The sequence below is a fragment of the Hahnella aquatica (SeqCode) genome (genome assembly GCF_965194505.1).
Classification (GTDB): Bacteria; Pseudomonadota; Gammaproteobacteria; order Burkholderiales; family Burkholderiaceae_A; genus Hahnella; species Hahnella aquatica.
Window position 1 is genome coordinate 615,769 of sequence record NZ_OZ239144.1, and the last position, 24,549, is coordinate 640,317.

Genomic DNA, 24,549 nt, shown 5'->3' on the forward strand with positions numbered 1-24,549 from the left:
GGGGTGGATGTGCTCAGCCAAAGAGGCCGTGCAGAAACCACTCGTGGGCCGGGGTGCGAAAGACCCAGACCAGTCGGTGGTCCTGGGTCTCGGCCACGAAGTAATCGCGTGCGATGGGGCTCGACCACCATTCGGCCTCAATGCGCTCGGGGCCTGCCCGCAGGCGCAAGGGGCCTTCGTAGAGGGGACGATCCTTCGAGAGCCCCAAGGCCAAGGGGGCCTGCAAGAGCCAGACTGGCCGAGGGGGTAGGGCCGCCATGGGCACCGATGACGGCAATGCCTTGGATGCAGACGGCCGCTGGGCAGACCAGTCTTCCAAGCTGCTGGCCGATTCGGGGCGGTGGCTGTTGCAGACCACCAGCCGTGAGACCTGGTGGTTGCCCAGCCGTGCAGAGAGCCTTTCGCACAAGGCCTGCAGCCCCTCGTGTGTCTCGGTGGGGTGTGTCTGGGGGAAGAGATCGGGTGTTGGGTTCTCAAGCGGCACAGGAGTGTCGAGCAGCAGGGCCACCCCACTGACCGGTGCGGCCAGGCTGGTCTGGCCAAGCCGTTCAGACAACAGCCGCCCAATGCGTTCATGGTCTCGGCTTGCGCCCGAGAGCCGAATGAGAAGGTCTTGGTGGCGCCGACGCCCTTGGTGGAAACGAAAGCAGAGTGACTCCACGCCAGAGTGTTTGGCAGCCAGCCAGGCCAGCCCCGCTTCCAGCAGCCGCTGGCAGGCAGACTCCAAGATGGCCTTGGCGTCGGTGGGCAGCGCAAATTCGAGGCCTTCTTCAAATGTGGCTGGTGGCTCGATGGGCAGGCGGGGGTCGGGCCGTTCCCCCAGGGCGGCTTCTAACGCTTCGACAAAAGCCTTTCCAAATCGCCGGCGCAGCCCTGCACGGGGCAGGCTGAGCAGGGCCCCCAGTGTGCTGAGCCCCATCTGGGAGAAGCGTTCTTGGTGGGCCATGGCCTCGGGCACCACAGAGAGCGGGAGGTCTTGGAGTGGCCGGCCGGGTGCACACACATGCCATTCGGCCAGCCGCGGGGTGGGGGCCTGGGCCAGTTGTAGGCTGGGCCAGCCCAGGCGGGTGGCACCGGTTTCGAGTGCCTGCAGCAGGCGGCCGCAGCCACCCCACAGGCGAAGGCTGGGGGCAACCTCGAGCAGGATGACATCGGGCCATTGGCCCAAACAGACGTCTGGCGTGAACTGCAATGCCCACTGGGCCATGCGCATGCGCACGGCCGAAAACGACTCAGTGGGATGCAGGCGAACGCAGGCTGGTGGTGTGAGGCCGCAGGAGGGGCTGGCGTTCGGGAATTGGCAGGCGATCCAGAGCATGGGCCTCTTCCAGGGGGCGAAGGGCTCGGCTGGCCATGGGCACATTCACCAAGATGGGCTCGGCCGAAACAGGGCCCCGACGCTTGAGCAGTTGAACGGCCAGGCCCGGGTAATGGCGGGGCAGCAGGGCCAGCCGCAGGGGTGCGGGCGAGGGCTGTTCCTGGGCTTCAAAGGGCCGAAACAGGAAGACCGGTCCCTGGGCCGCGCGGGCTGCGAGTTGAAAACGACGCAGGGCCTCTGGCTTGGTGGTGGCATCGAGCCAGGCCACCAGGGCGCCGAACCGGTTGCTGCGCAGGCTTTGCTCCAGGGCCCAGAGGCGGTCTGCGGCATGGCGGGCCCGCACGACCAGGAATTGTTCGGTGGGCAGGCCCAGCGCCGCCAAGGCAGGGGCATAAGGAATGTGGGGCGGTGCCAGCAAAAGAATGTGCCGGCCTGTTTGGGCCAGGCGCTGCAGGGCCGGTGCCAAGAGCCGCCATTCACCCACGCCCAGGGCGCGGACCATGAGTTCGGTGAGGCAGCCCGGTGGCCAGCCCCCGCCGGGGAGTTGGGCATCGAGCCGTGCATGCCCGCTGGGAACAGAGGCGGGGCCTTGGTGCGGCACATGGCCAGCCGCCCGCCACAGGCTTGGGTGGCGTTGCACGAGGTCTTCCACAATGGGGTTCATTTAAACGCTCCGAATGATACCGACCCCGAGGCCTTCGATGGCCAGGGCCTGGTGACGGGTGTCGACCACGATGGGCTGGAAATCGGGGTTGTCTGGCAGCAGTTCGACCATGTGCCCCTTGTGCTGGAACCACTTCACGGTGACCTCGTCTTCCAGGCGGGCGACCACCAACTGGCCATTGCGAACCTGGCCCATGCCCCCTTGAAGCCGCTTCACGGCAAGGAGGTCGCCATCGAGGATGCCGGCGTCTCGCATGCTCATGCCGCGCACCTTCAGAAGATAGTCTGGGCGCTGTTTGAACAGGGAGGGGTCGAGGCTGTGGTGGGATTCGATATGCTCGGTGGCCAGGATGGGCGCGCCCGCGGCCACTCGGCCCACCAAGGGGAGGCTGAGGGACTCGAGGAGCTGACGGGCCACCGAGCTGGCCGCACCCATGGCAGACCCGGTGCTGGATTTGGTGGTGGGCCTGGTGGTGGACCCTGGGCTGGGCTGGCCATGGTCTTGGAGCAGCCGAATGCTTCGAGAGGCCCCGGCCACCATGGAGATGGCCCCCTTGCGTACCAAGGCCTTCAGGTGTTCTTCGGCGGCATTGGGCGAACGAAAGCCAAGGGCCTGGCAGATCTCGGCCCGGGTGGGCGGGTAGCCGGTTTGGGCAATGTGGGCCTCGATGAATGAGAGAATCTCTTGCTGCCGATCGGTGAGGTGCTTCATGGCCTTCCTTTGCAATACCTGAATATTTATACAGTACTCTTGTCTTTCAAAAGGTTCAAGCCATGCCTCTGTTTGCCTCCCCATTGCTCGTGCATTTGCCGGTGTCGTCGTTTGCGATGGTGATGGGCCTCTCGGGCCTGGCCTTGGTCTGGGGGCGGGTCTCGGTCATGGGCTGGCTGCCCAATGTGGCCCCGGCCATGGCCAGTGGGCTGGGCCTGCTGGCGGGGGTGGTGTTTCTGTTGCTGCTGGTTCGCTACCTCTCTCGCTGGGTCACCGATGCCGAGCAGATTCGGGCCGAGTGGCACCATCCAGTGAAGTCGGCATTCTTTGCCGCGGTCTCGGTGTCCTTTGCCCTCATGGGCACGGTGGCCCTGGCCCTCTTTGCGCCCCTGGCCTTGCCGCTCTGGGCGGTGGGGGCGGTCTTGCAGGTGGTGGTGATGGTCATGGTGCTCAATGCCTGGGTGCACCGAGAGGGCCTGCAGCCTTGGCATGCCAATCCGGCCTGGTTCATTCCTGCGGTGGCCAATGTGGTCATGCCCTTGGGGGGTGTTCGGCTGGGCCTGTTGGAGGTCTCTTGGTGGTTCTTTGCCGTGGGCCTGCTCTTTTGGGTGGTCATGCTCACCCTGGTCATGGGCCGACTGCTCTTTGTGCAGCCCCCGTTGCCCGAGCGACTCGTGCCCACCCTGTGCATTTTCTTGGCCCCGCCGGCCGTGGGCTTCTTGTCGTGGATGCTTCTCACCGGCCAGCATGCCGATGGCCGCAGCATCGACTGGATGGGCCATGCCCTCTTTGGCCTGGCACTCTTTTTTGCGCTGTTCCTGGTCTCGCAGGTGCCGCGCTTCCTTCGGCTGCCGTTCTATCTGTCTTGGTGGGCCTTCTCATTTCCCGTGGCGGCCTTCGCCGCGGCCTGCCTCGTTTATAGCGACTTCGTGCCCCTGCCCATCATTCAGGGCCTGGCCGTGTTCATGGTGGTCTTCTCCACGGCCCTCATTCTCTGGCTCTTGGTGCGCACGGTGGTGGCTGTGGTTCGCCATGAGCCACAGCTCATTGATTAGGTTTTTTTAAAGGCCGTTGTAGTTCGGCCCACCACCGCCCTCGGGGGCCACCCAGACGATGTTTTGGGTGGGGTCTTTGATGTCACAGGTCTTGCAGTGAATGCAGTTCTGGGCATTGATCTGAAGCTGCGCACCGGGCACGGGCGTGGTCACCGGATGGCCTTGGGCATCGAGGTATTCATACACGCCGGCTGGGCAATACCGCGCCTCTGGCCCGGCGTAGCGGGCCAGGTTCACCGACATCGGCACTGTGGCGTCTTTCAGGGTGAGGTGGCAGGGCTGCCCGTCGGCATGGGCCGTGCCCGTGAGAAAGACCGATGAGGGCCGATCAAAACTGATCTTTCCATCGGGCTTGGGGTAGGCCACGGGTGCATGGTCACTGGCCGGCTCTAGTTTGGTGTGGTCTGGCGCGCGTTGGTGCAGGGTGATGGGTGCGCGACCGCGAAAGAGGGTCTGATCGATGCCAAAGAGCAGGCTGCCCAGCCACAGGCCTTTGGCCATGGCGGGCTTGAAGTTGCGCCCGCGGTGGAGTTCATCGTGCAGCCAAGATGCTCGAAAGGCCTTGGGGTAGGCCTCGAGCAGGGCAGGCGGGCTTGGCTGTGCCAAGGCTTCAAGGCAGGCATCTGCGGCGAGCATGCCGCTGTGAATGGCCGCATGGCTGCCCTTGATGCGTGCTGGGTTGAGGAAGCCCGCCTCGCAGCCAATCAGGGCGCCGCCTGGAAAGCAGAGTTCGGGCAGGCTATTGAGGCCACCGGCCGTGATGCTGCGAGCCCCATAGCCAATGCGCTCGCCGCCCTCAAAGAGCGGCCGCAGTGAGGGGTGGTGCTTGAGCCGCTGGAGCTCTTCAAAGGGGGAGAGCCAGGGGTTCCGATAGCCCAGGCCCACCACCATGCCAATGGCCACCTGGTGCTGATCTAGGTGGTAGACAAAGGCGCCCCCGTAGGTCTGAGCATCGAGTGGCCAGCCTGCGGTGTGCAGCACGCGGCCGGGCCGAGAGACCTCTGGGCGGACCGACCAGACTTCCTTGAGGCCAATGCCGTAGGTCTGAGGGTCGGCCTTTGCATCAAGGCCAAAGCGCGCAATGAGTTCGCGGCCCAGTTGGCCCCGAGAGCCTTCGGCAAACAGGGTGTACTGGCCGTGCAGTTCCATGCCGGGCTGGTGCGATGCCGTGGGCTGGCCTTGGGCATCCAGGCCCATGTCGCCCGTGGCCACACCCGTGACGCGGCCTGTGTTGTCGTAGAGCAGCTCGGTGGCTGCAAAGCCGGGATAGACCTCCACGCCCAGTGCCTCGGCCTGCTCGCCCAGCCAGGCCACCACGGCAGACAGCCGCACCACATGGTTGCCATGGTTCTTGAAACAGGCGGGCAGCAGCCACTGTGGCACCTCACGGTGTGCCTGGGCCGACAAAAACCAGAACTGATCCTCCGAGACGGGCACGCCCATGGGGGCACCGCGGGCCTGCCAGTCGGGCAGCAACGCGGTGAGGGCGCGCGGGTCCATGACTGCGCCCGAGAGGGTATGGCCACCGATGCTGGCCGATTTGTCGATCACGCAGACCGAGGGCTCCCGGCCTTGGGCGAGTCCCGCCTGCTTGAGACGAATGGCCGCCGCGAGACCCGCAGGGCCCGCGCCAACGATCACCACATCAAACGACATGGACTCGCGGGTCATGAGGAGGCTGATACTCTAAGCACGACCACATTTTATGGGCGAACGATGAACAAGATTTATCCGGATGCGAGAGCAGCCCTACAAGATGTACTGGCAGACGGCATGACCTTGGCCATGGGCGGCTTTGGCATCTGCGGCATTCCGGAGGCCCTCATTGCTGCGGTTCGAGACCTCGGCGCCAAAGACCTCACGGTCATTTGTGGCACCGCGGGCACCGATGACCGTGGGCTGGGCCAGCTCCTGCAGACCCGCCAGGTGCGCAGGCTGGCCTCGTCCTACGTGGGCGAGAACAAGATCCTTGAGCAGCAGTTTCTGGCCGGTGAACTGGAGATTGAATTCACCCCGCAGGGCACATTGGCCGAGAAGCTGCGCGCGGGTGGTGCCGGCATTCCGGCCTTCTATACAAAGACTGGCGTGGGCACCGTGGTCTCCGAAGGCAAGGAGGTGCGCGAGTTCGATGGGCAGTCGTATGTGATGGAGCGCAGCCTCTTTGCAGACATTTCCCTGGTGAAGGCCTGGAAGGCCGACCGCGCAGGCAACCTGGTCTATCGGCTCACGGCACGCAACTTCAATCCGAATGTGGCCATGGCCAGTCACATGACCATCGCAGAGGTCGAGGAGATTGTGGAGAACGGCATGCTCGACCCCGATGAGATTCATACCCCGGGCATTTTCGTGAAGCGGGTGGTCTGCAATCCGCAGCCCGAGAAGGCCATCGAGCAACGCACCACACGCCCAGCCTGACCACCCCACACGAGAGACGCAAGACCATGCCTTGGACCCGAGATCAGATGGCCGCCCGTGCGGCCCAGGAATTGCAAGACGGCTTTTATGTGAACCTGGGCATTGGCATTCCCACCATGGTGGCCAACCATGTGCCACCAGGCATCGAGGTCTGGCTGCAGTCGGAGAACGGGCTGCTGGGCATTGGCCCCTATCCCCGCGATCATGAGGTCGATGCCGACCTAATCAATGCCAGCAAGCAGACCGTCACCACCTTGCCGGGTTCGGCCATTTTCTCGAGCGCCGACTCCTTTGCCATGATTCGTGGCGGGCACATCAACCTGGCCATCCTGGGCGCCATGCAGGTCTCGGCCCGGGGCGACCTTGCCAACTGGATGATCCCGGGCAAGATGGTCAAGGGCATGGGCGGGGCCATGGACCTGGTGGCCGGCGTGCCCAAGGTCATCGTGCTCATGGAGCACACGGCCAAACGCAAGGATGGCGGCGAAGACATCAAAATCCTCGAGTCGTGCACATTGCCGGTCACGGCCGTGCAGGCTGTGGACCTCATCATCACCGACTTGGCCGTGATGGCGGTGAGCGCAGAGGGCCTTCGCGTCCTGGAGCGTGCCCCCGATGTGTCGGTGTCAGTGCTCCAAGAGAAGACGGGCTGCACGCTGATTCACTGACGAGGCGCGCGTTGCGGGTTGTCGGTGGTCGCCATCGGTATAATCTGGCTTTCCACTCTCGGATGTACTGATGCCCAAGTTTGTTTTTGTCACTGGAGGTGTGGTGTCCTCACTGGGCAAGGGCATCGCCGCTGCATCCATGGGCGCGCTGCTGGAATCTCGTGGCCTGTCGGTCACCATCATCAAGATGGACCCCTACCTCAACGTCGACCCGGGCACCATGAGCCCCTTCCAGCACGGCGAGGTCTTTGTCACGGAAGATGGCGCGGAGACCGACCTCGACCTCGGCCACTACGAGCGCTTCACCGACTCCCGCACCCGCAAGCACAACAACTTCACCACGGGCCAAATCTACGACACGGTGCTGCGCAAGGAGCGCCGGGGTGAGTACCTCGGCAAGACCGTGCAGGTCATTCCGCACATCACCAACGAGATCCAGTCCTTCATTCTCAAGGGCGCCCGTGTGGATGCCCCCGATGCGCCCGATGTGGCCATTGTGGAGGTTGGCGGCACGGTGGGCGACATCGAGTCGCTGCCCTTCCTCGAGGCCATTCGTCAGCTCAGTCTTCGGCAGGGCCGCAACAGCAGTTGCTTCGTGCACCTCACCCTGGTGCCCTATATTCCGTCGGCCGGTGAACTCAAGACCAAGCCCACCCAGCACTCGGTTCAGAAGCTGCGCGAAATTGGCATCAGCCCGAACCTGCTCTTCTGTCGTGCCGACCGCTCGATCCCGGACGATGAGCGCGACAAGATCTCGCTCTTTTCCAATGTGCCCACCGAGGCCGTGATCTCCGTGGCCGATGTCGACAGCATCTATCGCATTCCACGCATGCTCTTTGAGCAGGGTGTGGACGATCAGATCTGCGAGATGCTCGGCCTGCAGGCCCGCCCGCCCGATCTCTCGGTCTGGGACGACCTCGTCGAGCGCCTGGACAATCCGCTGAAAACGGTTCGCGTGGCGATGGTGGGCAAGTATGTCGACCTCACCGAGTCTTACAAGTCACTCACCGAGGCCCTGCACCATGCCGGCCTGCACACCCGCTCCAAGGTCCAGATCGAGTACATCGACTCCGAGTCGATCGAGCAGCAGGGCACGGCGCTGCTGGAGGGCTTCGATGCCATCCTGGTGCCCGGCGGCTTTGGCAAGCGTGGGGTGGAGGGAAAGATCAAGGCCATTGAGTTTGCGCGGGTGAACAAGGTGCCGTATCTCGGCATTTGCCTGGGCATGCAGCTTGCGGTGGTGGAGTACGCCCGGCATGTGGCGGGCCTGGCGCAGGCCAATTCCACCGAGTTCGCGCCCGACACGCCCCATCCCGTGATTGCACTCATCACCGAGTGGGTCTCGGCCGATGGCAGCACCCAGAGCCGATCAGAGGCCTCCGACCTCGGCGGCACCATGCGCCTGGGCGCGCAACGCTGCGCCATTCGGCCGGGCACGAAGGCCCATCAAATTTATGGCCCCGAGGTCTTTGAGCGGCATCGCCACCGCTACGAGGTGAACAATGCACTCAAGCCCCAGATTGCGCAGGCGGGCCTGGTCATCAGTTCCGAAACGCCGCATGAATCTCTGGTGGAGATGGTGGAGTTGCCCGAATCGGTGCACCCTTGGTTTGTGGCGGTTCAGTTCCACCCCGAGTTCACGTCCACACCGCGCCATGGTCACCCGCTCTTTCGGTCTTACATCGAGGCGGCCCTGGCCAAACAATCCGGAGGTGCAGCATGAAACTGGTTGGCGTCGAGGTGGGCCTCGCCCATCCCTTCTTCCTGATTTCAGGGCCCTGTGTGGTGGAGTCGGAGGCCCTTCAGATCGAGACGGCCGGCCGTCTCCAGGAGATCTGCAAGCCCCTGGGCATTCACCTCATCTTCAAGTCGAGCTACGACAAGGCCAACCGCTCCTCGGGCAAGTCCTTTCGAGGCCCCGGCATGGCCGAGGGCCTGCGCATTCTGCAGACCGTGAAAGACCAGCTCGGCCTGCCCATCCTCACCGATGTGCATGCCATTGAAGAACTGCCAGAGGCCTGTGCAGTGGCCGATGTCATCCAGACCCCAGCCTTCTTGTGCCGGCAGACGGATTTCATTCGCGCCGTGGCCCAGGCGGGCCGGCCGGTGAACATCAAGAAGGGCCAGTTCCTCGCACCCCATGACATGAAGAATGTCATCGACAAGGCCCGTGAGGCCGCCGCCGAGGCTGGGCAAGAGACCGATAAATTTTTGGCCTGCGAGCGTGGTGTGAGCTTTGGCTACAACAACCTCGTGAGCGACATGCGAAGCCTCTCGATCATGCGTGAGACCGACTGCCCGGTGGTCTTCGATGCCACCCACTCCGTGCAGCTGCCTGGGGGGCAGGGCACGAGCAGCGGTGGCCAGCGGGAGTTTGTTCCGGTCCTGGCCCGTGCGGCCGTGGGCGTCGGGGTGGCGGGCCTCTTCATGGAGACCCACCCCAACCCGGCCAAGGCCCTGTCGGATGGCCCCAATGCCGTGCCGCTTCACCTCATGCAGCCGCTGCTCGAGCAGTTGGTGGAGATCGATCGACTGGTGAAGTCCAGGCCCTTTCTTGAAGCCCAGTTTTCCTAACCCGGAGGTGATGCCGTGAGTGCGATTGTTGATCTGATTGGCCGCGAGGTGCTCGACAGCCGAGGCAACCCGACCGTGGAATGCGATGTGCTGCTGGAGTCGGGCGTGATGGGCCGCGCCATTGTGCCCAGCGGGGCCTCCACCGGATCCCGCGAGGCCATCGAACTGCGAGACGGCGACAAGTCGCGCTACCTGGGCAAGGGCGTGCTCAAGGCCGTGGGCCACATCAACACCGAAATCGGCGAGGCGCTCATGGGCCTGGATGCCGCCGAGCAGGCCTTCATCGACAAGACCCTCATCGACCTCGATGGCACGGAGAACAAGTCGCGCCTTGGGGCCAATGCCCTGCTGGCTGTTTCGATGGCCACGGCCCGGGCTGCGGCCGAGGAGACGGGGCTGCCCTTGTACCGCTACTTTGGTGGCTCCGGTCCCATGGCATTGCCCGTGCCCATGATGAATGTCATCAATGGCGGGGCCCATGCCAACAACAACCTCGACCTTCAAGAGCTCATGATCATCCCCGTGGGCGCCCCAAGTTTTCGGGAGGCCCTGCGTTACGGTGCCGAGGTCTTTCATGCCTTGAAAGCTCTTCTTCACGACCAGGGCATGTCCACCGCCGTGGGCGATGAGGGCGGCTTTGCCCCCAGCGTGAAGGACCACGAGGCCGCCATTCAGCTCATCTTGAAGGCCATCGAGAAGGCCGGCTACGAGCCTGGCCGCCAGATTGCCCTTGGCCTGGACTGCGCGAGCTCGGAGTTCTTCAAGAATGGCAAGTACGAGCTGGGTGCAGAGGGCTTGTCGCTGCCAGCCGAGGGCTTTGTGGATGTCCTGGCCACTTGGTGTGACAAGTACCCCATCCTGTCGATCGAGGATGGCTGTGCCGAGGATGACTGGGCGGGCTGGGCCAGGCTCACCGAGGTGCTGGGCAAGAAGGTTCAGCTCGTGGGCGACGACCTCTTTGTCACCAACACCAAGATCCTCAGGCGGGGCATCGACGAGGGCATTGCCAATTCCATCCTGATCAAGATCAACCAGATCGGCACCCTGAGCGAGACCTTCGCAGCCATCGAGATGGCCAAGCGTGCGGGCTACACCGCCGTGGTCTCTCACCGGTCGGGCGAGTCGGAAGACGCCACCATTGCCGACATCGCCGTGGGCACGAATGCCCTGCAGATTAAAACAGGCTCCTTGTCCCGCTCCGATCGCATGGCCAAGTACAACCAGCTGCTGCGCATCGAGGAAGACCTTGGCGATGCAGCCAGCTATCCCGGCCGAGAGGCCTTCTACCAGCTGCGTTCGCGGGGCTGATCACCAATGATCAAACTGCCCCGTGGCCTGCGTTGGCCAAGCGTGTCGGGCTGGTTGTTCTTGGGGGTGTTGTCCCTGCAGTTCCCCTTGTGGTTTGGGCAGGGTGGTTGGATTCAGGTCTGGAAGATGCAGGCCGACCATGACGAGCGGCTTGAGCGCATTGCGGCCCAGCGGTCAGAGATTCAGGAGTTGGAGGCCGAGGTGCGAGACCTTCAGTCGGGTCTGGTCGCTGCCGAGGAGCGCGCCCGCTATGAGATGGGCCTGATGCGCCCCGGAGAGCGCTTCGTGCAGGTCTCGGACCGCCTGGCGACTACTGCGGGGTCTGCGGCCCCGGCCGCGTCGACTGCTCCGCCGGCAAAGGATCGTTAAAGAGCCTCGCGCAGTCCACTGCGTCGAACTGGTAGGGCGTGTTGCAGAAGTCGCAGGTGACGGTCACCGAGGGCTGCTCCGAGAGAATGGAGGCAACCTCCTCGGTGCCGAGCGTGGTGAGCATGCGTCCCACGCGGGCCCGGTTACAGGGGCATTCGAATCGAGGTTGCCGCTCCTCGAGCAGCCTGGCCGATTCATCCCAAAAGAGCCTGTGCATGACCGTGAGCAGGTCTTCCTGAATCAGTTCCTCGGCACGCAAGGTGTCGGCCAGCAGACCCAGTCGCCGCCAGGCCTCGTCCCGGTCGGATGCCGCCCCGGCGCCACTGCCCCCCTCTTGGGGCATCTGCTGCAAAAGCAGGCCGGCCACTCCGTCTACCTGTGCAAAAAGCCAGAGCCGAGAGGGCAGTTGTTCCGACTGCATCATGTACGACTCCATGGCCGCCGAGAGGGACTCACCCACAAAAGACACAATGCCTTGATAGGGCTGCTGGTGCGGCTGCATCGGGTCGAGGATGAGGCTGAAGCGGCCCAGCCCCGACTGGTTGATGAGTTCCCGCAGCGAGGCCGAGGCCCCGATGGCTGCATCGCTCGCAAGCTTCACGGTGCTTCGAAGGCCCATGCCGGCGTTGCACTCGGCCACTGCGAGCCGCACGGGCCCATCTCCGTGAATTTGCAGGGTGACCGAGCCCTCGTACTTCAGCGAGGCGCTGAGCAGCGCGCTGGCCGCCGTCATCTCACCGAGCAGTGCAAGCACGGGCGCCTTCTCCTGCGGATGCCGAACACAGATGTCACGCCAACTGTGGTGAAGCCGAACCGCATGCACGCGGGCGTTGGCCGCGGGGATCAGCAGGCGCACCAGCTGGTCGTGCTCAGGGCCTGGTGTGCTGGTCATGGGGAGATCTCCTCGCAGGCCGATCGGAATCGTTCGCCGCGTTCGACATAGCTCCTCGCAATGGCTTGAATCATCTCGATTTCATCCGGGCGCAGGCTGCGCACGACCTTGCCAGGGCTGCCCAGGACCATGCTGCCGGGCGGAATCACAGTGCCAGCCGTGATGAGTGCACCCGCCCCGATGATGCAGTGGGCACCGATCTGGGCGCCGTTGAGGATGATGGCCTGGATGCCAATGAGGCTCTCATCCTCGATGGTGCAGCCGTGGACCATGGCCTGGTGGCCAATCGTGACACGCTCACCCACCGTGATGGGAAATCCGGGGTCGGCATGCAGAACCGCGCCATCTTGAATGTTGGTGCCCGCACCAATCTGCAGCAGATCGTTGTCTCCGCGCAGCACGGCGTTGAACCAGATGGTGGTGTTGGCCGCGAGGGCCACACGGCCCACGACCTGGGCGCCCGGCGCAATGTAGGCGGTTTCGTGAATCTGGGGGCGGTCTGCCCCGAGGCAGTGAATGGGCATGATGAATCGCCTTAGACGATGGGGGCGGAATCCGAGACAATAGCAAGATGGTTCCCCACGATATCAATGTCGATCTCCACATGCACTCCACCGCCTCCGACGGTGTGGTGGCACCCTCCGAACTGGCCGCCCGCGGGCGGGCCAATGGCCTGAGCCTCATGGCGCTCACCGACCACGACACCTTGGATGGCCTGGCCGAGGCCAAGGCCTCTGCGCTCGACCATGGCATTGGCTTTGTCTCGGGGGTGGAAATCTCCGTCACCTGGGGTGGCGAGACCCTCCACCTGGTGGGCCTGGGCTTTGATGAAACCCATCCGGCCCTGGCTGGAAACCTGCGTGCCATGCAGGACACCCGCTTTGAGCGGGCCCAGCGCATGGATGCTGGCCTTGTGGCCAAGGGCATCCCCTCGGTGCTCGAGGACGCGCTGGCCCTGGCGGGAAAGCCGAACCTGCTGAGCCGCGCACATTTCGCCCGGGCCTTGGTGGCCCGTGGGGTCTGCACCCACATGCAGGATGTCTTCGACCGCTACCTCACCCCCAACAAGCCGGGCTATGTGCCTCACCAGTGGGCCAGCCTGGGCGATGCCATGGGCTGGATACAGGCTGCAGGGGGAACGCCGGTGCTCGCGCACCCGGCGCGCTACAAACTCTCGGCCACCGCCCACTGGGCCCTCATGCAGGAATTCATTGGCCTGGGCGGGCAGGCCATCGAGGTGGCCACAGGCAGCCATGGCCAGGAGGAGATCCGTCGCTACCAGCGGCTGTCGATCGAACTGGGCCTGAAGGCCTCGCGTGGCAGCGACTTTCACTGCCCCACCGAGAGTCGGTGCGATGTCGGCCGTGCACCAGCCCTGCCAGACGGCACCGCGCCGCTCTGGGCAGACTGGCTGCCCTGATAGAATCGGGGCTCTATGTATCCCCAACGCGTCCTCTCGGGCATGAGGCCCACAGGTGCCCTTCACCTGGGTCACTACCATGGGGTGTTGAAGAATTGGGTTCGGCTGCAGGCCGAGTACGAATGCCTGTTTTTCGTGGCCGACTGGCATGCCCTCACCACCCACTATGAAGACCCATCCATCATTGGCGAGAGTGTCTGGGAGATGGTCATCGACTGGCTGGCCGCCGGGGTGGATCCATCCCAGTCCACGCTCTTTATCCAGTCGCGCGTGCCCGAGCATGCCGAGCTGCATCTCTTGCTCTCGATGTGCACCCCCTTGGGATGGCTCGAGCGTGTGCCCACCTACAAAGACCAGCAGGAACGCCTCTCGGAGAAAGACCTCTCCACCTATGGCTTTCTGGGCTACCCGCTGCTGCAGTCGGCCGACATCCTGATCTACCGCGCAGGCCAGGTGCCCGTGGGTGAAGACCAGGTCCCCCACATCGAACTCACCCGAGAGGTGGCCCGGCGCTTTAACCACCTCTATGGCCGCGAGCCAGGCTTTGAGGAAAAGGCCGAGCAGGCCGCCAAGAAGCTCGGGGGCAAGCGGGCCAAGCTGCTGCTCGAGCTTCGAACCCGTTTCCAGGAGCAGGGCGATGAAGAAGCATTGGCCCAGGCACGCTCCATTCTGCAAGACACCCAGAACCTCACGGTCGATGATCGTGAGCGCCTGTTTGGCTACCTCGAGGGGGCGCGGCGTCTCATTCTGGTGGAGCCGCAGGCGTTGCTCACCGAGGCCTCGCGCATGCCTGGCCTCGATGGCCAAAAGATGTCCAAGAGCTACGGCAACACCATTGCCATGCGGGAGGACCCAGACCAGGTCGTCAAGCGCATTCGCACCATGCCCACCGACCCGGCACGGGTTCGTCGGCACGACCCTGGTCAGCCCGACCGCTGCCCGGTCTGGGCCTTTCATCAGGTCTACTCCGATGAAGATCAACAGAAATGGGTACGCGAGGGCTGCGAGTCTGCAGGCATTGGCTGCCTCGACTGCAAGCAGCCCCTCATCGATGCCGTGCTCAAGGAGCAGGCCATTTTTCTGGCACGGGCCAAGCCCTATGAGGAAGACCTCGACCTGGTGAAGAATATTGTTGCGGATGGCTGCGAGCGGGCACGAGACCTGGCCCGCCAGACCATGCGAGATGTCCGTGAGGCCATGGGCCTCGATTTTTCATAGCGTGCAAGGAGTGCGTGTCTCATGAACCCCATCGTCGGAAGCCTGGTGGCCATCGTGACCCCGATGAAGGCCGATGGAAGCCTTGATCTGGCTGCCTTTCGGGCCCTGATCGATTGGCATGTGGCCAGCGGTACGCATGGCATTGTGGCCGTGGGCACGACGGGCGAGTCTCCCACGGTGGATGTCGACGAACACCTGCAGCTCATTCAGGTGGCCGTGGAGCAGGCTGCGGGTCGCATTCCTGTCATTGCGGGCACGGGGGCCAATGCCACCGCCGAAGCCATCGAACTCACTCGAGAGGCTCATCGCCTTGGGGCGCAAGCCTCCCTGCAGGTGGTGCCTTACTACAACAAGCCCACCCAGGAAGGTCTCTACCAGCACTTCCGAGCAGTGGCCGAGGCCGTGCCGATGCCACACATTCTCTACAACGTGCCCGGCCGCACGGTGGCCGATCTCTCCCACGAGACCACCATTCGGCTGGCCCAGATTCCCAACATCGTGGGCATCAAGGACGCCACGGGCAATCTCGAGCGGGGCCAGTGGCTCATCCGTGAGGCCCCCGCGCATTTCAGTGTCTACAGTGGAGACGATCCCACCGCACCGCTGCTCATGCTCATGGGAGGCAAGGGCAACATCTCGGTCACGGCCAATGTGCTGCCCAAAGAAATGGCCACGCTCTGTGAGGCGGCCTTGGCCGGCGATGCACGTGCCGTTGCAAAACAGAATCTCGCCCTCATGCCCGTGCACCGGGCCATGTTCTGTGAGGCCAACCCCATCCCCGTGAAGTGGGCCCTGCATCGCATGGGCCGCATGGAGGCGGGGGTTCGTCTGCCCTTGGTGGCTCCATCCGCGGGCGCCCAAGAAATCATTTTGTCAGCGCTGCGCGCGCATGGAGTTTGTTCATGAATCGTTTTCGTCTGTCGGTTGTGTCGTTCTGCAGCCTTGCTCTGCTGACGGGCTGCGGTGTGCTCGGTGGCAAAGACATGGATTACCAGTCCGCTGCCAAGCGAGAGACGCCCCTCGAGGTGCCGCCCGATCTCGTGCGGCCTGCCAAGGATGAACGCTTCGCGCTTCCGGCCTCGGGCGTGGCGAGCCGCGCGGAGTTCGAGCGCCAACAAAGTGGTGGCCCTCGCCCGGTTGCAGCCGCACCGGTGCTCCCGGCCGTGAGCGGCATGCGCATTGAGCGCATGGGCGAGCAGCGCGTGCTCATCGTGAACCAGGCCCCTGAGAAGCTCTGGCCGGTGCTTCGCCAGTTCTGGCTCGACGCCGGCTTTGCGATCGCCACCGAGAGCCCCGAGACGGGCCTGCTCGAAACGGACTGGGCCGAAGATCGTGCCAAGATTCCTGAGGACTTCCTTCGGCGAACGCTGGGCAAGGTCTTTGATCGCCTCTACGACACCGGAGAGCGAGACAAATTTCGCATGCGGGTAGACCGCCTCTCCAACGGGGAATCCGAGATTTCGGTGAGCCACCGTGGCCTGTTGGAGATTGCGAGCACCTCGGCGAGCGACAGCAAGACCACCTGGACAAACCGACCCTCCGACCGTCAGCTCGAGGCAGACTTCCTGCGGCGAATCATGCTGAGGCTCGGTGCCGACGAGAGTCGCGCCAAGAGCCTGTTGGCCGAGGCGGCTCCTGCCTTGGCAGCAGCCAACATTTCGAAAACAGCCGCAGGCAGTCAGATCGACCTGGCGGAATCCTTCGATCGCGCCTGGCGACGTGTGGGTGTGGCCATCGATCGACTTGGCTTTACGGTGGAAGATCGAGACCGTGCCAAGGGCATCTTCTATGTTCGCTACCGAGACCCCACCGCCCAGGTGGAAGACAAGAAGGGCTTTTTTGGACGCCTCTTTTCCTCCAGCGCATCGACCGATCCCGTTCAGTATCAGGTCTCTGTGACCGGTCAGGCCAATCAGTCTGTCATTCGGGTGCTGAACAAGACCGGCCAGCCCATCAACGACGCCAATGCCCAGCGGGTGCTCACGGTTCTGTTCGAGCAGTTGAAGTAGGCCGCGTGCGTTTCTGCAGCCTGAGCAGCGGCAGTGAGGGCAATGCCCTGCTGGTGGAGGCGCAGGCCAGTGGTGCTGCAACGGTGCGATTTCTCGTCGACTGCGGGCTGGGTCTTCGGGAGGCAGAGGCAAGGCTCGCACAACGCGGTCTCTCGCCTGCTGCGATCGATTTCATTTACGTGACCCATGAGCATGGCGACCACATTGGCGGGGTCGCCAAATTGGCGCGGGCCCACAACATTCCTGTCTTGGCCACGCATGGCACCGTGACCGCCGCGGGCCCCGACTTTTGGTCGGGTGTATCGGTGGCCTGTGTGTCCTCGCATCGGTCTTTGCAGGTCGACGGCATCTCGATCAATCCCATTCCCGTTCCGCACGACGCAAGAGAGCCTGTGGCCTTGGTGCTGGAGGATGCGCAGCACCGCATGGCCATCGTGACCGATCTCGGCCATCAAACGCCACACCTCACGGCAGCCCTGGAGGGCCTCGATGCCATCTTCTTGGAATTTAATTACGACGAGACCCTGTTGCGGGAGGGCAACTATCCTGCGAGCCTCAAGAGTCGCATCGATGGGCCTTACGGGCATTTGTCGAATCGGGCCTCTGCCGAGGTCTTGTCAGCGGTCTGCTCGCCCCGCCTGCAGCATGTCATTGCTGCCCACCTCAGTCGACAGAACAACAGCCCGGAGCTGGTGATCGAGAGCGTGACGGGGCTCGACCTGCTGCAGGCGCACTTTCGGTGCGCGTCTCAGCATGAAGGGCTCGACTGGGTGGCGCTGTGTTAGTCGGGCACCGACTCGATCAGGCAACAAAAAAGGCAAGGTCACCCTTGCCTTTTTTGTTGTACAACGCTGAATTACTTGGCTGGGGCAGCAGCAGGAGCAGCAGTGGGAGCGGCAGCAGGTGCAGCGGCGGGCGCAGCAGCATCAGCAGGCTTCTGCTCGGTGGCTGCTGGGGCAGCAGCAGGAGCAGCAGCGGGAGCGGGAGCAGCAGCTTGTTCTTTCTTGCCACATGCGGCCAGGCCAACAGCAAACAGAGCGGCCACGAGGATTGACTTGGTCATTTTTATTTCCTTGAATCAGTGAGTGAGGTTATGAACAATGGTGTTGCACAACAGCATATCTGCAATCACCGACCCACATCATAGCGCGTCTACTGACCTCTTGGGGGCTGATCGCCGGCGAAATTCGATCGTTCCGTCGAGAAATAACGGCAAAAATATTTGAGCAATTGTTTCGGTCTCGCTTATTGCGAGGCAGCAATCAGGGTTTAGTTCACGGCCATTGGCCAGCGCAATGAGCTGCTGACGGGCAACGGTTCGTGCCGCCTTGTCCAGCGCATCGAGCGCAAGAAGCTCGCCGTTGGCCGCAGCCTGGCGCTTCCAGACCAGCAGTCGGGCACCGGGCCGAAGCGCGAGCCGCTGTCCACTGGCCAGTCGCTTGCGGAATGTTGTCAGGCTGATGGGTCGCGGAGGAGCCCAGAACACCTCGGGGTGGGGCTCCGAGAGCTTGATGAGCAGGGCCCGTTGAAGGTCCGAGCGGGTGGGCAGTTGCGCCTGCGCCTGCGCCAGCAGGCTCTCCATCAGAGCCTCCGGGATCTCGCCTGGCCGACTGGTGGCCTTGAGCCACGGGTCTGGTGCGGCGGCAGACGATGCGCTGGACTGCACATCGGCCCGCTGGGCAAAGGCTTCATCGGCCACCTGCAGCGGATCCACGGTGCGAAAGCCAACCGAGTAGGTCATGCACCCGGGTGTGCGCGCGGTGCCCCGATGGGCAACACCGGGCGGCAGGTAGAGCAAGTCGCCGGGCTCACAGGCCCATGACTGCTCCGCCTCGAAGTGTTGAAGCACGCGCATGCTTGCAGATGGGTCGAGTGCGGGGTCGAATGCGCGGGCGATCTCCCATTGTCGAATGCCTTGGGCCTGGATCAGGAAGACATCGTAGGAATCCACATGAGCTCCAATGCCGCCCCCCTCAGAGGCCAGGCTGATCATCAGGTCATCGAGCCGCGCCTCTGGAACGAATCGGAAGGCGTTGAGAAACTCGTCTGCGGCCTGGTCGGCCGTGTTGATCTGCTGCACGAGAACCGTCCAATGGCGTCGCGAGGGTTTGGGTAGGCGGCTGGCGGGCAAGGGCCCATGCAGCAGTCGGCCATCGGGCAAGAGCAGACGGCTGGGAAGCAAGCCCTCATCAAAGAGCTCGAGCAGTCGGTCTGCGCTAACGGGTGGTGGCTCGGTGCGCCAGCGTGGGAATGCAGCCTTGACAAACAAGGGCTTGCGCTGCCAGTGCCTTCGCATGAATTCGCTGGCGGTGAGGCCGCCCAGCCATGGCAGGGGGCGGTGAATCTTCAAAAGAGCCCCAGCTGCGAGGGCTGGTTCTGAAGTTGTTTGGCCCGACGAATCACAGTCTCGGGCAGGCCGGCCAGGCGGGCCACCTCCAGTCCGAAGCTCTGGCTTGCTGGGCCTGCTTCGATGCGGTGAAGAAAGATGATCTTGTCCTCGTGTTCCATGGCACGCACATGCAGGTTTACAGCGCCCTGCACCTGCTGGGGCAGGCCTGTGAGTTCAAAATAATGGGTGGCGAATAGGCACAGGCAGCGGTTGTCCTTGGCCAGGCTTGTGGCAATGGCATGTGCCAGGGCCAGGCCATCGACGGTGGAGGTGCCACGCCCGATTTCATCCATGAGCACCAGGCTGTTTGGGCCAGAGCGGTGCAGGATGAGTGCGGCCTCGGTCATCTCCACCATGAAGGTGGAGCGGCCACCGGCCAGGTCGTCTGCAGCCCCAATGCGCGTGAAGATGCGATCGATCTGGCCAATGCGTGCCTGGCTGGCGGGAATGGGTGCACCCATGCGGGCGAGGATCACCGCGAGGGCCGTCTGCCGCATGTAGGTCGATTTCCCACCCATGTTCGGTCCGGTGATCAGCAGCAGGCGTCGCTCGGCCGAGAGCGTGGTGTCGTTGGCCACAAAGTCGGACATGCGCTGGCAGAGCACGGGGTGACGTCCGGCATGAATCTCGACCTCTGCCCCTTCTGTGAGGGTGGGAAGCACCCAGTGGAGGTCGTGCATGAGCATGGCCGTGCTGGCCAGGGCATCGAGTGTTGCAGTGGCCTGGGCCACGGCTTGTAGGTCTGCAACCGAGGGCACCAGTTCATCGAGCAGCCGCTCATAGAGCAGTTTCTCCATGGCCAGTGCCCGCTCTTGGGCGGAGAGTGCCTTGTCCTCATAAGCCTTGAGCGCCGGCGTGATGAAACGCTCGGCGTTCTTGAGGGTCTGTCGTCTTTGAAAGTGAGCGGGTACCTTTTCCAGCTGACCAGCAGTCACCTCGAAGTAATAGCCGTGCACACTGGAAAATCCCACCCGAAGGTTGGCAATCCCGCTCTGCGCTCGCTCCTGGGCCTCAAGGGCCAGCAGCTGGCTGCTGCCATCGGTCTGAATGGCCCGAAGGCCATCGAGTTCTGCATCCACGCCCGCACGAATGACGCCACCGTCTCGCAGTTGCACCGAGGGGCTATCGGCCAGCGTGGCCTCGATGGAGGCCGCCGTGGCTGCTGCGGTGGTGCTGCTGAGCTGCGATGCCAGCTGGCCCAGCAGGCCCGATGAGGTGCCTGAGAGCGCACGGGCCAGCGGTGTCAGGCCGCGCAGTGATTGGGCCAGGCTGGTGAGGTCTCTCGGCTTGGCCTGGCGAAGGGCAATGCGGGCGGCGAGTCGTCCGATGTCAAAGATGGGCCGCAGATGGGTTCGCACGGCTTCGAGTGGTGCTGGGGCCGATTGCTCAGCCTGCCCTGGGGTCTCACCGCAGAGCCAGCGCAGGGCCTCTTGTCGCGTCATGAGCAGTGCATTGTCTCGGCTCGGGGCCAGCAGCCATTCACGCAATTGACGGCCACCGGCCGAGGTCAAGGTCTTGTCAATGGCCGCCAGCAGGCTTGCATCCTCGCCCGACGAGATCACGGTCTGGGTGAGCTCGAGGGTGCGCCTGGCCACGCTGTCGAGTTCAACCTGAGAGGATGGCGATTCGCGCCTGGGGGCCTGCAGGTGCAGCAGTGGCCGGCCCAGACTGCGCTCTGCATAGCCCAGCACGGCGCCCATGCAGGCCAGGGCCTGGGGGTGGGCGTCGAGTTCAAAGGCATGAAGCGAGCGCACGGCCAGCCGCCGCATGAGCAGTTGTCGACCCATCTCGGCATCAAAAAGCCATGGGGGATGCTCGCGGGCCGCCCAGCGCGTGAAGAGTGGTTGATGACGTGGCCCCCGATCGGGGAGCAGCAGCTCCACGGGCTCGAGCCGATCGAGCAGTTCGTCGCGGTTGGAATCGTTGACCAGCGCCCAGTGCAGCGCGCCAGTGGAGACATCGAACCAGACCAGGGCACCGCCGCAGGGGGAGATGCCCGCAAGCCATGCTGTGGAGCGCTCGGGCAACAGCCCCTCTTCGGAGAGGGTGCCTGGTGTGGCGATTCGCACCACTTCCCGTGCGACAGGCCCTTTTCCGCTGCCGACCTCGCCCACCTGCTCGCAGATGGCCACGGTGTGCCCGGCCTTGAGCAACTTGGCCAGATAGGCCTCAGAGGCATGCACCGGGACACCGGCCATCACCACCGGCTGGCCTGCGCTCTGGCCGCGCTGGGTCAGCGTGATGCCCAGCAGTCGTGCAGCCTGTTCGGCATCCTCGAAAAAGAGCTCGTAGAAGTCGCCCATCCGATAGAAGAGGAGGGCATCGGGCACCGTGGCCTTGATGCGCAGGAACTGCTGCATCATCGGCGTGTGGCCGCTGAGGTCTGTCATGTTGTCCGGTAGGCGGACAGGATGGAGACCAAGGCTGCGAAGACCTTCGGATTGGCCGCGATGATGTTTTCGTTAAAGAGGAAGTCGCCCTCGCCCTGGAAATTTCCAACGTAGCCGCCGGCCTCGGTGACCAGCAGGCTGCCTGCTGCAGCATCCCAGGGCATGAGTCCCATCTCAAAGAAGCCGTCGTAACGGCCGGCCGCCACATAGGCCAGGTCGATGGCGGCAGCCCCCGGCCTGCGTAGGCCCGCAGCCCTGCTGCTGACTTGCTTGAACATGGACAAGTAGGCATCGATCTGCTCTTGTCGTTTGAATGGGAATCCAGTGCCAATCAGAGACTCATCGAGCCGGTCACGCTTGGAGACCCGCAGGCGACGATCGTTGAGGTAGGCGCCTTTGCCTTTGGAGGCCACGAAGAGTTCATCGCGGCTTGGGTCGTAGACCACCGCCTGGGTGATCTGCTCTTTTTGCATGAGGGCGATGGACACCCCATAGACCGGCATGCCATGAATGAAGTTGGTGGTGCCGTCGAGGGGGTCGATGATCCAGAGGTTGTCGGGCCGATCCTCGATGGGCTTGCCACCGAGGGTGAGACCGGTCTCCTCACCCAGAAAGCCGTGGCCCGGGTAGGCGGTCGAGAGGATCTCGATGATGGCGGCCTCGCAGGCCTGGTCGACCTCGGTGACGAAATCGTTTTGGTCTTTTCGAGACACCCGCAGACGGTCGATGTCGAGACTGGCGCGGTTGATGATCGCGCCGGCGCGACGAGCGGCCTTGACCGCGGTGTTGAGCATCGGATGCATGACAATAGGCTGTAGAAAGAGCAGCCCACTAGTTTACTGCCTGCGTCCCCCCTTCTCGGAGTCCTTTGCCGTGAATTTGACTGCATCCTTGCCTGATCCACTCGAAGGCCTTCTGGGCCGCGTGCGTGTCACCCTTGTCTCGCCCACCCACCCCGGCAATGTGGGTGCGAGTCTTCGGGCCCTGGCCACCATGGGTTTTGCCCATTGTCAGGTGGCCGACCCCGTGGCCGCGGACATGCACCTCGACCCGCAGGCCGTGGCGATGGCTGCTGGAGCGGATGCGGTGATGCAGCCCGTGGTCTACGCGCCCTTTGACGAGCTTCAGTCGGACGTGCGCTGGAGCCTGGCACTCACCGCGCGGCCGCGCGAGTTTGAGCCCCCGCGTGTCACCCTCGATCAGGGCATCGAAGAGATGCTGGCATGGCTTGCAGCCCATCCCACGGAATCGGCCAGCCTCGTCTTTGGCCCGGAGCGCTCTGGGCTCTCCAATGCCCATGTGCTCAAGTGCCAGCGTGTGTGCAGCCTGGATGTGAGCCCACGGTTTGGCTCGCTCAATCTGTCGCAGGCGGTGCAGGTGGTGGCCCATGCGGTGCGCCGTGCAGCCCGTGCTCAATTGAATCTTCCGCTGGGCCTGCCCACCACCCCGGGCGCGGGCCGTCCCACGGCCATTGCCGCCTCGCAGGGTGCGGTGGAAGGGCTGCATGCGCATCTCATGTCGGTGGCCGAGCGTGTGGGCACCTTGTCGCCCACAGCCCCGGGGCGCATGGATGAGCGGCTGCGCCGCCTCTTTGCGCGGGCAGGCCTGCTCGAGGACGAGGTGCAGATGCTCCGAGGCCTGTGCTCAGACCTCGAGAAGAACCTCTGATAGTCTTGCCCGATGCCCTTTCAACGATTCTCTGAAGACATCGAGGCCATCCTCAGCCGAGACCCGGCCGCGCGCACGTGGTTCGAGGTGCTCACCTGTTATCCCGGCTTACATGCCATTTGGTTTCATCGGCTCTCTCATGGCCTCTGGCAGAGCAACCTGGGCCCCTTCCGTTGGCTGGCCCGATTCTTGGCCATGCTCTCGCGCTGGATCACGGGCATTGAGATTCATCCCGGTGCGCGAATCGGTCGGCGGGTCTTCATCGACCATGGCATGGGCGTGGTCATTGGTGAGACGGCAGAACTGGGTGATGACTGCACCATTTATCAGGGCGTGACCCTCGGCGGCACCTCGCTCACCAAGGGAGAGAAGCGTCACCCGACCCTGGGCCCGCGCGTGGTGGTTGGTGCCGGCGCAAAGGTACTGGGCCCGTTTACCGTTGGGGAAGGTGCGAAGGTGGGCTCAAACTCGGTTGTCGTGGCTGCAGTGCCCGAAGGCGCCACGGTGGTGGGCATTCCAGCGCGCCCGGTGGGAGACGGCAAGGCCGACTCACTCAGTGAGCAACGCGTTGGAAGCCGTGCCTTTGCCGCCTATGGCGTCACAGAAGACGCGCAGGACCCGCGCGATGCACAGTTGGCCATGCTCGCCCATGCTGTGGCCGAGCAGCAGCGCCTGATTGCAGCTCTAGAAAAGCGGCTGAACAACAACGCCGCGACGGTCGATCAGGAGCCCTCCACCCCGTCCTGAGGGTGGCGCGGACCAGTCGGGCAGCACCCAACGGGTTCGGCCATCGGGCAGGGCATCGCAGCCGGGTCGGTGCGTATGGCCATGAATTAGCAGATCGCAGGCGTGCGCGTCCAGGGCGGCCATGGCCGCCTGCGGCTGGATGTCCATGATCTCGGGCTGTTTGAGTTGCTTCTCGTGCTCACTCTGCGATCGCAACGCCCGGGCCTGCGCCATGCGGTCCTCCAGGCTTCTTGAGAGAAACGCCTGTTGCCAATCCTTGGCCCGCACGAGGCTGCGAAAGGCCTGGTAGTCGGTGTCATCCAGACAGAGTTGGTCGCCATGGCAGAGCAGGGCCGTGCCGATGCTGGGGTGCTCTGCTCGCACCCAGTCGCCCAGCAATTGAGCCCCGAGGCTTTGGGCTGCGAGCTCGCCCATGAGGAAATCTCGGTTGCCCACCACCAGGCCAATCTGGGTGCCCTGGGCTGCGTGCCGATGCAAGGCTTCTGCAAGGCTCGCCCAGAGTTGGCCCTCGGGCCCGACCACATGCATCTGGTCGTCACCGACCCAGGCATCCATGAGGTCGCCCATCAGAATGAGCCAATCTGGCCGAAGTGACTGGGCGGTTTCCAGCCACTGAAGGAAGCAGGCCGTGAGGTCTGGTTGCTCCGAGGACAGATGAATGTCTGAGGCCAAGAGCGCCCGACCCTCTTGCGACAGGCTCAGGGTGTGGGCCATGGGGCCTGGGCCTGCCTGCC

25 protein-coding genes are annotated in these 24,549 nt (G+C 63.8%); 14 read left to right on the forward strand and 11 right to left on the reverse strand.

Annotated features, from left to right (window positions below):
• Positions 1-13: 13 nt before the first annotated feature.
• Genes AC8GDA_RS03165 through lexA form a run of 3 tightly spaced genes read right to left on the reverse strand, consistent with a single transcriptional unit; the run spans position 14 to position 2,693 of the window.
• Positions 14-1,318, reverse strand: a complete 1,305-nt coding sequence (locus AC8GDA_RS03165) for a Y-family DNA polymerase (protein WP_506556857.1) — start codon at positions 1,316-1,318, stop codon at positions 14-16.
• Entirely contained in the window at positions 1,233-1,982 is a 750-nt protein-coding gene (imuA, locus tag AC8GDA_RS03170) for a translesion DNA synthesis-associated protein ImuA (RefSeq protein ID WP_506556858.1), read from the reverse strand. Before imuA ends, AC8GDA_RS03165 begins: the two co-directional genes overlap by 86 nt.
• The gene (gene lexA / locus AC8GDA_RS03175; RefSeq protein ID WP_506556859.1) at positions 1,983-2,693 is read right to left on the reverse strand and encodes a transcriptional repressor LexA; all 711 of its coding nucleotides are present in this window, start codon (positions 2,691-2,693) and stop codon (positions 1,983-1,985) included.
• Between the two features lie 62 nt (positions 2,694-2,755).
• Between lexA and AC8GDA_RS03180 the strand changes: the two genes are divergently transcribed.
• The gene (locus AC8GDA_RS03180; protein ID WP_506556860.1) at positions 2,756-3,748 is read left to right on the forward strand and encodes an SLAC1 anion channel family protein; all 993 of its coding nucleotides are present in this window, start codon (positions 2,756-2,758) and stop codon (positions 3,746-3,748) included.
• A 6-nt stretch (positions 3,749-3,754) separates the two neighbouring features.
• On the opposite strand, the gene AC8GDA_RS03185 is transcribed toward AC8GDA_RS03180, so the two are convergent.
• Positions 3,755-5,419, reverse strand: a complete 1,665-nt coding sequence (locus AC8GDA_RS03185; RefSeq protein WP_506556861.1) for an electron transfer flavoprotein-ubiquinone oxidoreductase — start codon at positions 5,417-5,419, stop codon at positions 3,755-3,757.
• Between the two features lie 45 nt (positions 5,420-5,464).
• Here AC8GDA_RS03185 and AC8GDA_RS03190 point away from each other — a divergent pair, with 45 nt between their 5' ends.
• The 6 genes from AC8GDA_RS03190 to AC8GDA_RS03215 all read left to right on the forward strand — a co-directional run bounded on the left by AC8GDA_RS03190 (position 5,465) and on the right by AC8GDA_RS03215 (position 11,082).
• Complete coding sequence (locus tag AC8GDA_RS03190) at positions 5,465-6,163, forward strand: CoA transferase subunit A (RefSeq protein WP_506556862.1); 699 nt, start codon at positions 5,465-5,467, stop codon at positions 6,161-6,163.
• 26 nt (positions 6,164-6,189) lie between these two features.
• Complete coding sequence (locus AC8GDA_RS03195) at positions 6,190-6,831, forward strand: 3-oxoacid CoA-transferase subunit B (protein WP_506556863.1); 642 nt, start codon at positions 6,190-6,192, stop codon at positions 6,829-6,831.
• Positions 6,832-6,901: 70 nt separating this feature from the next.
• Positions 6,902-8,554: a CTP synthase gene (gene pyrG, locus AC8GDA_RS03200; RefSeq protein WP_506556864.1), complete on the forward strand. Its 1,653-nt coding sequence runs from the start codon at positions 6,902-6,904 to the stop codon at positions 8,552-8,554.
• Positions 8,551-9,405, forward strand: coding sequence for a 3-deoxy-8-phosphooctulonate synthase (kdsA, locus tag AC8GDA_RS03205; RefSeq protein ID WP_506556865.1), 855 nt, complete (start codon positions 8,551-8,553; stop codon positions 9,403-9,405). The genes pyrG and kdsA overlap by 4 nt, the downstream gene beginning before the upstream one ends.
• A 15-nt stretch (positions 9,406-9,420) precedes the next feature.
• Positions 9,421-10,713 carry a phosphopyruvate hydratase gene (gene eno, locus AC8GDA_RS03210; protein WP_506556866.1) on the forward strand — a complete coding sequence of 431 codons (1,293 nt, stop codon included), beginning with the start codon at positions 9,421-9,423 and terminating at the stop codon, positions 10,711-10,713.
• Positions 10,714-10,719: 6 nt separating this feature from the next.
• Positions 10,720-11,082 (forward strand): septum formation initiator family protein, encoded by a 363-nt coding sequence (locus tag AC8GDA_RS03215; protein WP_506556867.1) that lies wholly within the window; start codon positions 10,720-10,722, stop codon positions 11,080-11,082.
• Here AC8GDA_RS03215 and hslO read toward each other — a convergent pair.
• Both hslO and AC8GDA_RS03225 read right to left on the reverse strand, forming a co-directional pair.
• Entirely contained in the window at positions 11,024-11,974 is a 951-nt protein-coding gene (gene hslO / locus AC8GDA_RS03220) for an Hsp33 family molecular chaperone HslO (protein WP_506556868.1), read from the reverse strand. The genes AC8GDA_RS03215 and hslO overlap by 59 nt on opposite strands.
• Entirely contained in the window at positions 11,971-12,498 is a 528-nt protein-coding gene (locus tag AC8GDA_RS03225) for a gamma carbonic anhydrase family protein (RefSeq protein ID WP_506556869.1), read from the reverse strand. The genes hslO and AC8GDA_RS03225 overlap by 4 nt, the downstream gene beginning before the upstream one ends.
• Positions 12,499-12,545: 47 nt before the next feature.
• Between AC8GDA_RS03225 and AC8GDA_RS03230 the strand changes: the two genes are divergently transcribed.
• Genes AC8GDA_RS03230 through AC8GDA_RS03250 form a run of 5 tightly spaced genes read left to right on the forward strand, consistent with a single transcriptional unit; the run spans position 12,546 to position 17,406 of the window.
• A complete protein-coding gene (locus AC8GDA_RS03230; RefSeq protein WP_506556870.1) occupies positions 12,546-13,394 on the forward strand; it encodes a PHP domain-containing protein in 849 nt (282 codons plus the stop codon).
• Between the two features lie 15 nt (positions 13,395-13,409).
• Positions 13,410-14,612, forward strand: a complete 1,203-nt coding sequence (locus AC8GDA_RS03235; protein WP_506556871.1) for a tryptophan--tRNA ligase — start codon at positions 13,410-13,412, stop codon at positions 14,610-14,612.
• Positions 14,613-14,633: 21 nt separating this feature from the next.
• On the forward strand, positions 14,634-15,518 hold the full coding sequence (dapA, locus tag AC8GDA_RS03240; RefSeq protein ID WP_506556872.1) for a 4-hydroxy-tetrahydrodipicolinate synthase: 885 nt from the start codon (positions 14,634-14,636) through the stop codon (positions 15,516-15,518).
• The gene (gene bamC / locus AC8GDA_RS03245) at positions 15,515-16,621 is read left to right on the forward strand and encodes an NlpB/DapX family lipoprotein (protein ID WP_506556873.1); all 1,107 of its coding nucleotides are present in this window, start codon (positions 15,515-15,517) and stop codon (positions 16,619-16,621) included. The genes dapA and bamC overlap by 4 nt, the downstream gene beginning before the upstream one ends.
• Before the next feature lie 5 nt (positions 16,622-16,626).
• Positions 16,627-17,406 (forward strand): MBL fold metallo-hydrolase, encoded by a 780-nt coding sequence (locus AC8GDA_RS03250; RefSeq protein ID WP_506556874.1) that lies wholly within the window; start codon positions 16,627-16,629, stop codon positions 17,404-17,406.
• Positions 17,407-17,477: 71 nt separating this feature from the next.
• Here the strand turns inward: AC8GDA_RS03250 and AC8GDA_RS03255 are convergent, their stop codons facing one another.
• From AC8GDA_RS03255 to AC8GDA_RS03270, 4 genes are all read right to left on the reverse strand, one after another.
• Positions 17,478-17,684 (reverse strand): hypothetical protein, encoded by a 207-nt coding sequence (locus AC8GDA_RS03255; RefSeq protein ID WP_506556875.1) that lies wholly within the window; start codon positions 17,682-17,684, stop codon positions 17,478-17,480.
• A gap of 78 nt (positions 17,685-17,762) precedes the next feature.
• Positions 17,763-18,971 (reverse strand): JmjC domain-containing protein, encoded by a 1,209-nt coding sequence (locus AC8GDA_RS03260; RefSeq protein WP_506556876.1) that lies wholly within the window; start codon positions 18,969-18,971, stop codon positions 17,763-17,765.
• Positions 18,968-21,400, reverse strand: coding sequence for a DNA mismatch repair protein MutS (mutS, locus tag AC8GDA_RS03265; RefSeq protein ID WP_506556877.1), 2,433 nt, complete (start codon positions 21,398-21,400; stop codon positions 18,968-18,970). Before mutS ends, AC8GDA_RS03260 begins: the two co-directional genes overlap by 4 nt.
• Positions 21,397-22,203 carry an inositol monophosphatase family protein gene (locus AC8GDA_RS03270; RefSeq protein ID WP_506556878.1) on the reverse strand — a complete coding sequence of 269 codons (807 nt, stop codon included), beginning with the start codon at positions 22,201-22,203 and terminating at the stop codon, positions 21,397-21,399. Before AC8GDA_RS03270 ends, mutS begins: the two co-directional genes overlap by 4 nt.
• A gap of 88 nt (positions 22,204-22,291) precedes the next feature.
• Between AC8GDA_RS03270 and AC8GDA_RS03275 the strand changes: the two genes are divergently transcribed.
• Entirely contained in the window at positions 22,292-23,068 is a 777-nt protein-coding gene (locus AC8GDA_RS03275; RefSeq protein WP_506556879.1) for an RNA methyltransferase, read from the forward strand.
• Between the two features lie 12 nt (positions 23,069-23,080).
• Complete coding sequence (gene cysE, locus AC8GDA_RS03280) at positions 23,081-23,815, forward strand: serine O-acetyltransferase (RefSeq protein WP_506556880.1); 735 nt, start codon at positions 23,081-23,083, stop codon at positions 23,813-23,815.
• Here cysE and AC8GDA_RS03285 read toward each other — a convergent pair.
• Positions 23,753-24,529 carry a UDP-2,3-diacylglucosamine diphosphatase gene (locus AC8GDA_RS03285; protein ID WP_506556881.1) on the reverse strand — a complete coding sequence of 259 codons (777 nt, stop codon included), beginning with the start codon at positions 24,527-24,529 and terminating at the stop codon, positions 23,753-23,755. The two genes, cysE and AC8GDA_RS03285, sit on opposite strands and share 63 nt — an antisense overlap.
• Between the last annotated feature and the right edge of the window lie 20 nt (positions 24,530-24,549).

Coding starts and splice junctions, on each gene's coding strand:
- AC8GDA_RS03270 (WP_506556878.1), bottom strand. CDS start 22,203: ATGCATCCGATGCTCAACACCGCGGTCAAGGCCGCTCGTCGCGCCGGC.
- hslO (WP_506556868.1), bottom strand. CDS start 11,974: ATGACCAGCACACCAGGCCCTGAGCACGACCAGCTGGTGCGCCTGCTG.
- AC8GDA_RS03190 (WP_506556862.1), top strand. CDS start 5,465: ATGAACAAGATTTATCCGGATGCGAGAGCAGCCCTACAAGATGTACTG.
- imuA (WP_506556858.1), bottom strand. CDS start 1,982: ATGAACCCCATTGTGGAAGACCTCGTGCAACGCCACCCAAGCCTGTGG.
- mutS (WP_506556877.1), bottom strand. CDS start 21,400: ATGACAGACCTCAGCGGCCACACGCCGATGATGCAGCAGTTCCTGCGC.
- dapA (WP_506556872.1), top strand. CDS start 14,634: ATGAACCCCATCGTCGGAAGCCTGGTGGCCATCGTGACCCCGATGAAG.
- AC8GDA_RS03225 (WP_506556869.1), bottom strand. CDS start 12,498: ATGCCCATTCACTGCCTCGGGGCAGACCGCCCCCAGATTCACGAAACC.
- bamC (WP_506556873.1), top strand. CDS start 15,515: ATGAATCGTTTTCGTCTGTCGGTTGTGTCGTTCTGCAGCCTTGCTCTG.
- AC8GDA_RS03195 (WP_506556863.1), top strand. CDS start 6,190: ATGCCTTGGACCCGAGATCAGATGGCCGCCCGTGCGGCCCAGGAATTG.
- AC8GDA_RS03255 (WP_506556875.1), bottom strand. CDS start 17,684: ATGACCAAGTCAATCCTCGTGGCCGCTCTGTTTGCTGTTGGCCTGGCC.
- AC8GDA_RS03185 (WP_506556861.1), bottom strand. CDS start 5,419: ATGACCCGCGAGTCCATGTCGTTTGATGTGGTGATCGTTGGCGCGGGC.
- pyrG (WP_506556864.1), top strand. CDS start 6,902: ATGCCCAAGTTTGTTTTTGTCACTGGAGGTGTGGTGTCCTCACTGGGC.
- cysE (WP_506556880.1), top strand. CDS start 23,081: ATGCCCTTTCAACGATTCTCTGAAGACATCGAGGCCATCCTCAGCCGA.
- AC8GDA_RS03215 (WP_506556867.1), top strand. CDS start 10,720: ATGATCAAACTGCCCCGTGGCCTGCGTTGGCCAAGCGTGTCGGGCTGG.
- AC8GDA_RS03180 (WP_506556860.1), top strand. CDS start 2,756: ATGCCTCTGTTTGCCTCCCCATTGCTCGTGCATTTGCCGGTGTCGTCG.
- AC8GDA_RS03230 (WP_506556870.1), top strand. CDS start 12,546: ATGGTTCCCCACGATATCAATGTCGATCTCCACATGCACTCCACCGCC.
- AC8GDA_RS03285 (WP_506556881.1), bottom strand. CDS start 24,529: ATGGCCCACACCCTGAGCCTGTCGCAAGAGGGTCGGGCGCTCTTGGCC.
- lexA (WP_506556859.1), bottom strand. CDS start 2,693: ATGAAGCACCTCACCGATCGGCAGCAAGAGATTCTCTCATTCATCGAG.
- AC8GDA_RS03165 (WP_506556857.1), bottom strand. CDS start 1,318: ATGCTCTGGATCGCCTGCCAATTCCCGAACGCCAGCCCCTCCTGCGGC.
- AC8GDA_RS03235 (WP_506556871.1), top strand. CDS start 13,410: ATGTATCCCCAACGCGTCCTCTCGGGCATGAGGCCCACAGGTGCCCTT.
- kdsA (WP_506556865.1), top strand. CDS start 8,551: ATGAAACTGGTTGGCGTCGAGGTGGGCCTCGCCCATCCCTTCTTCCTG.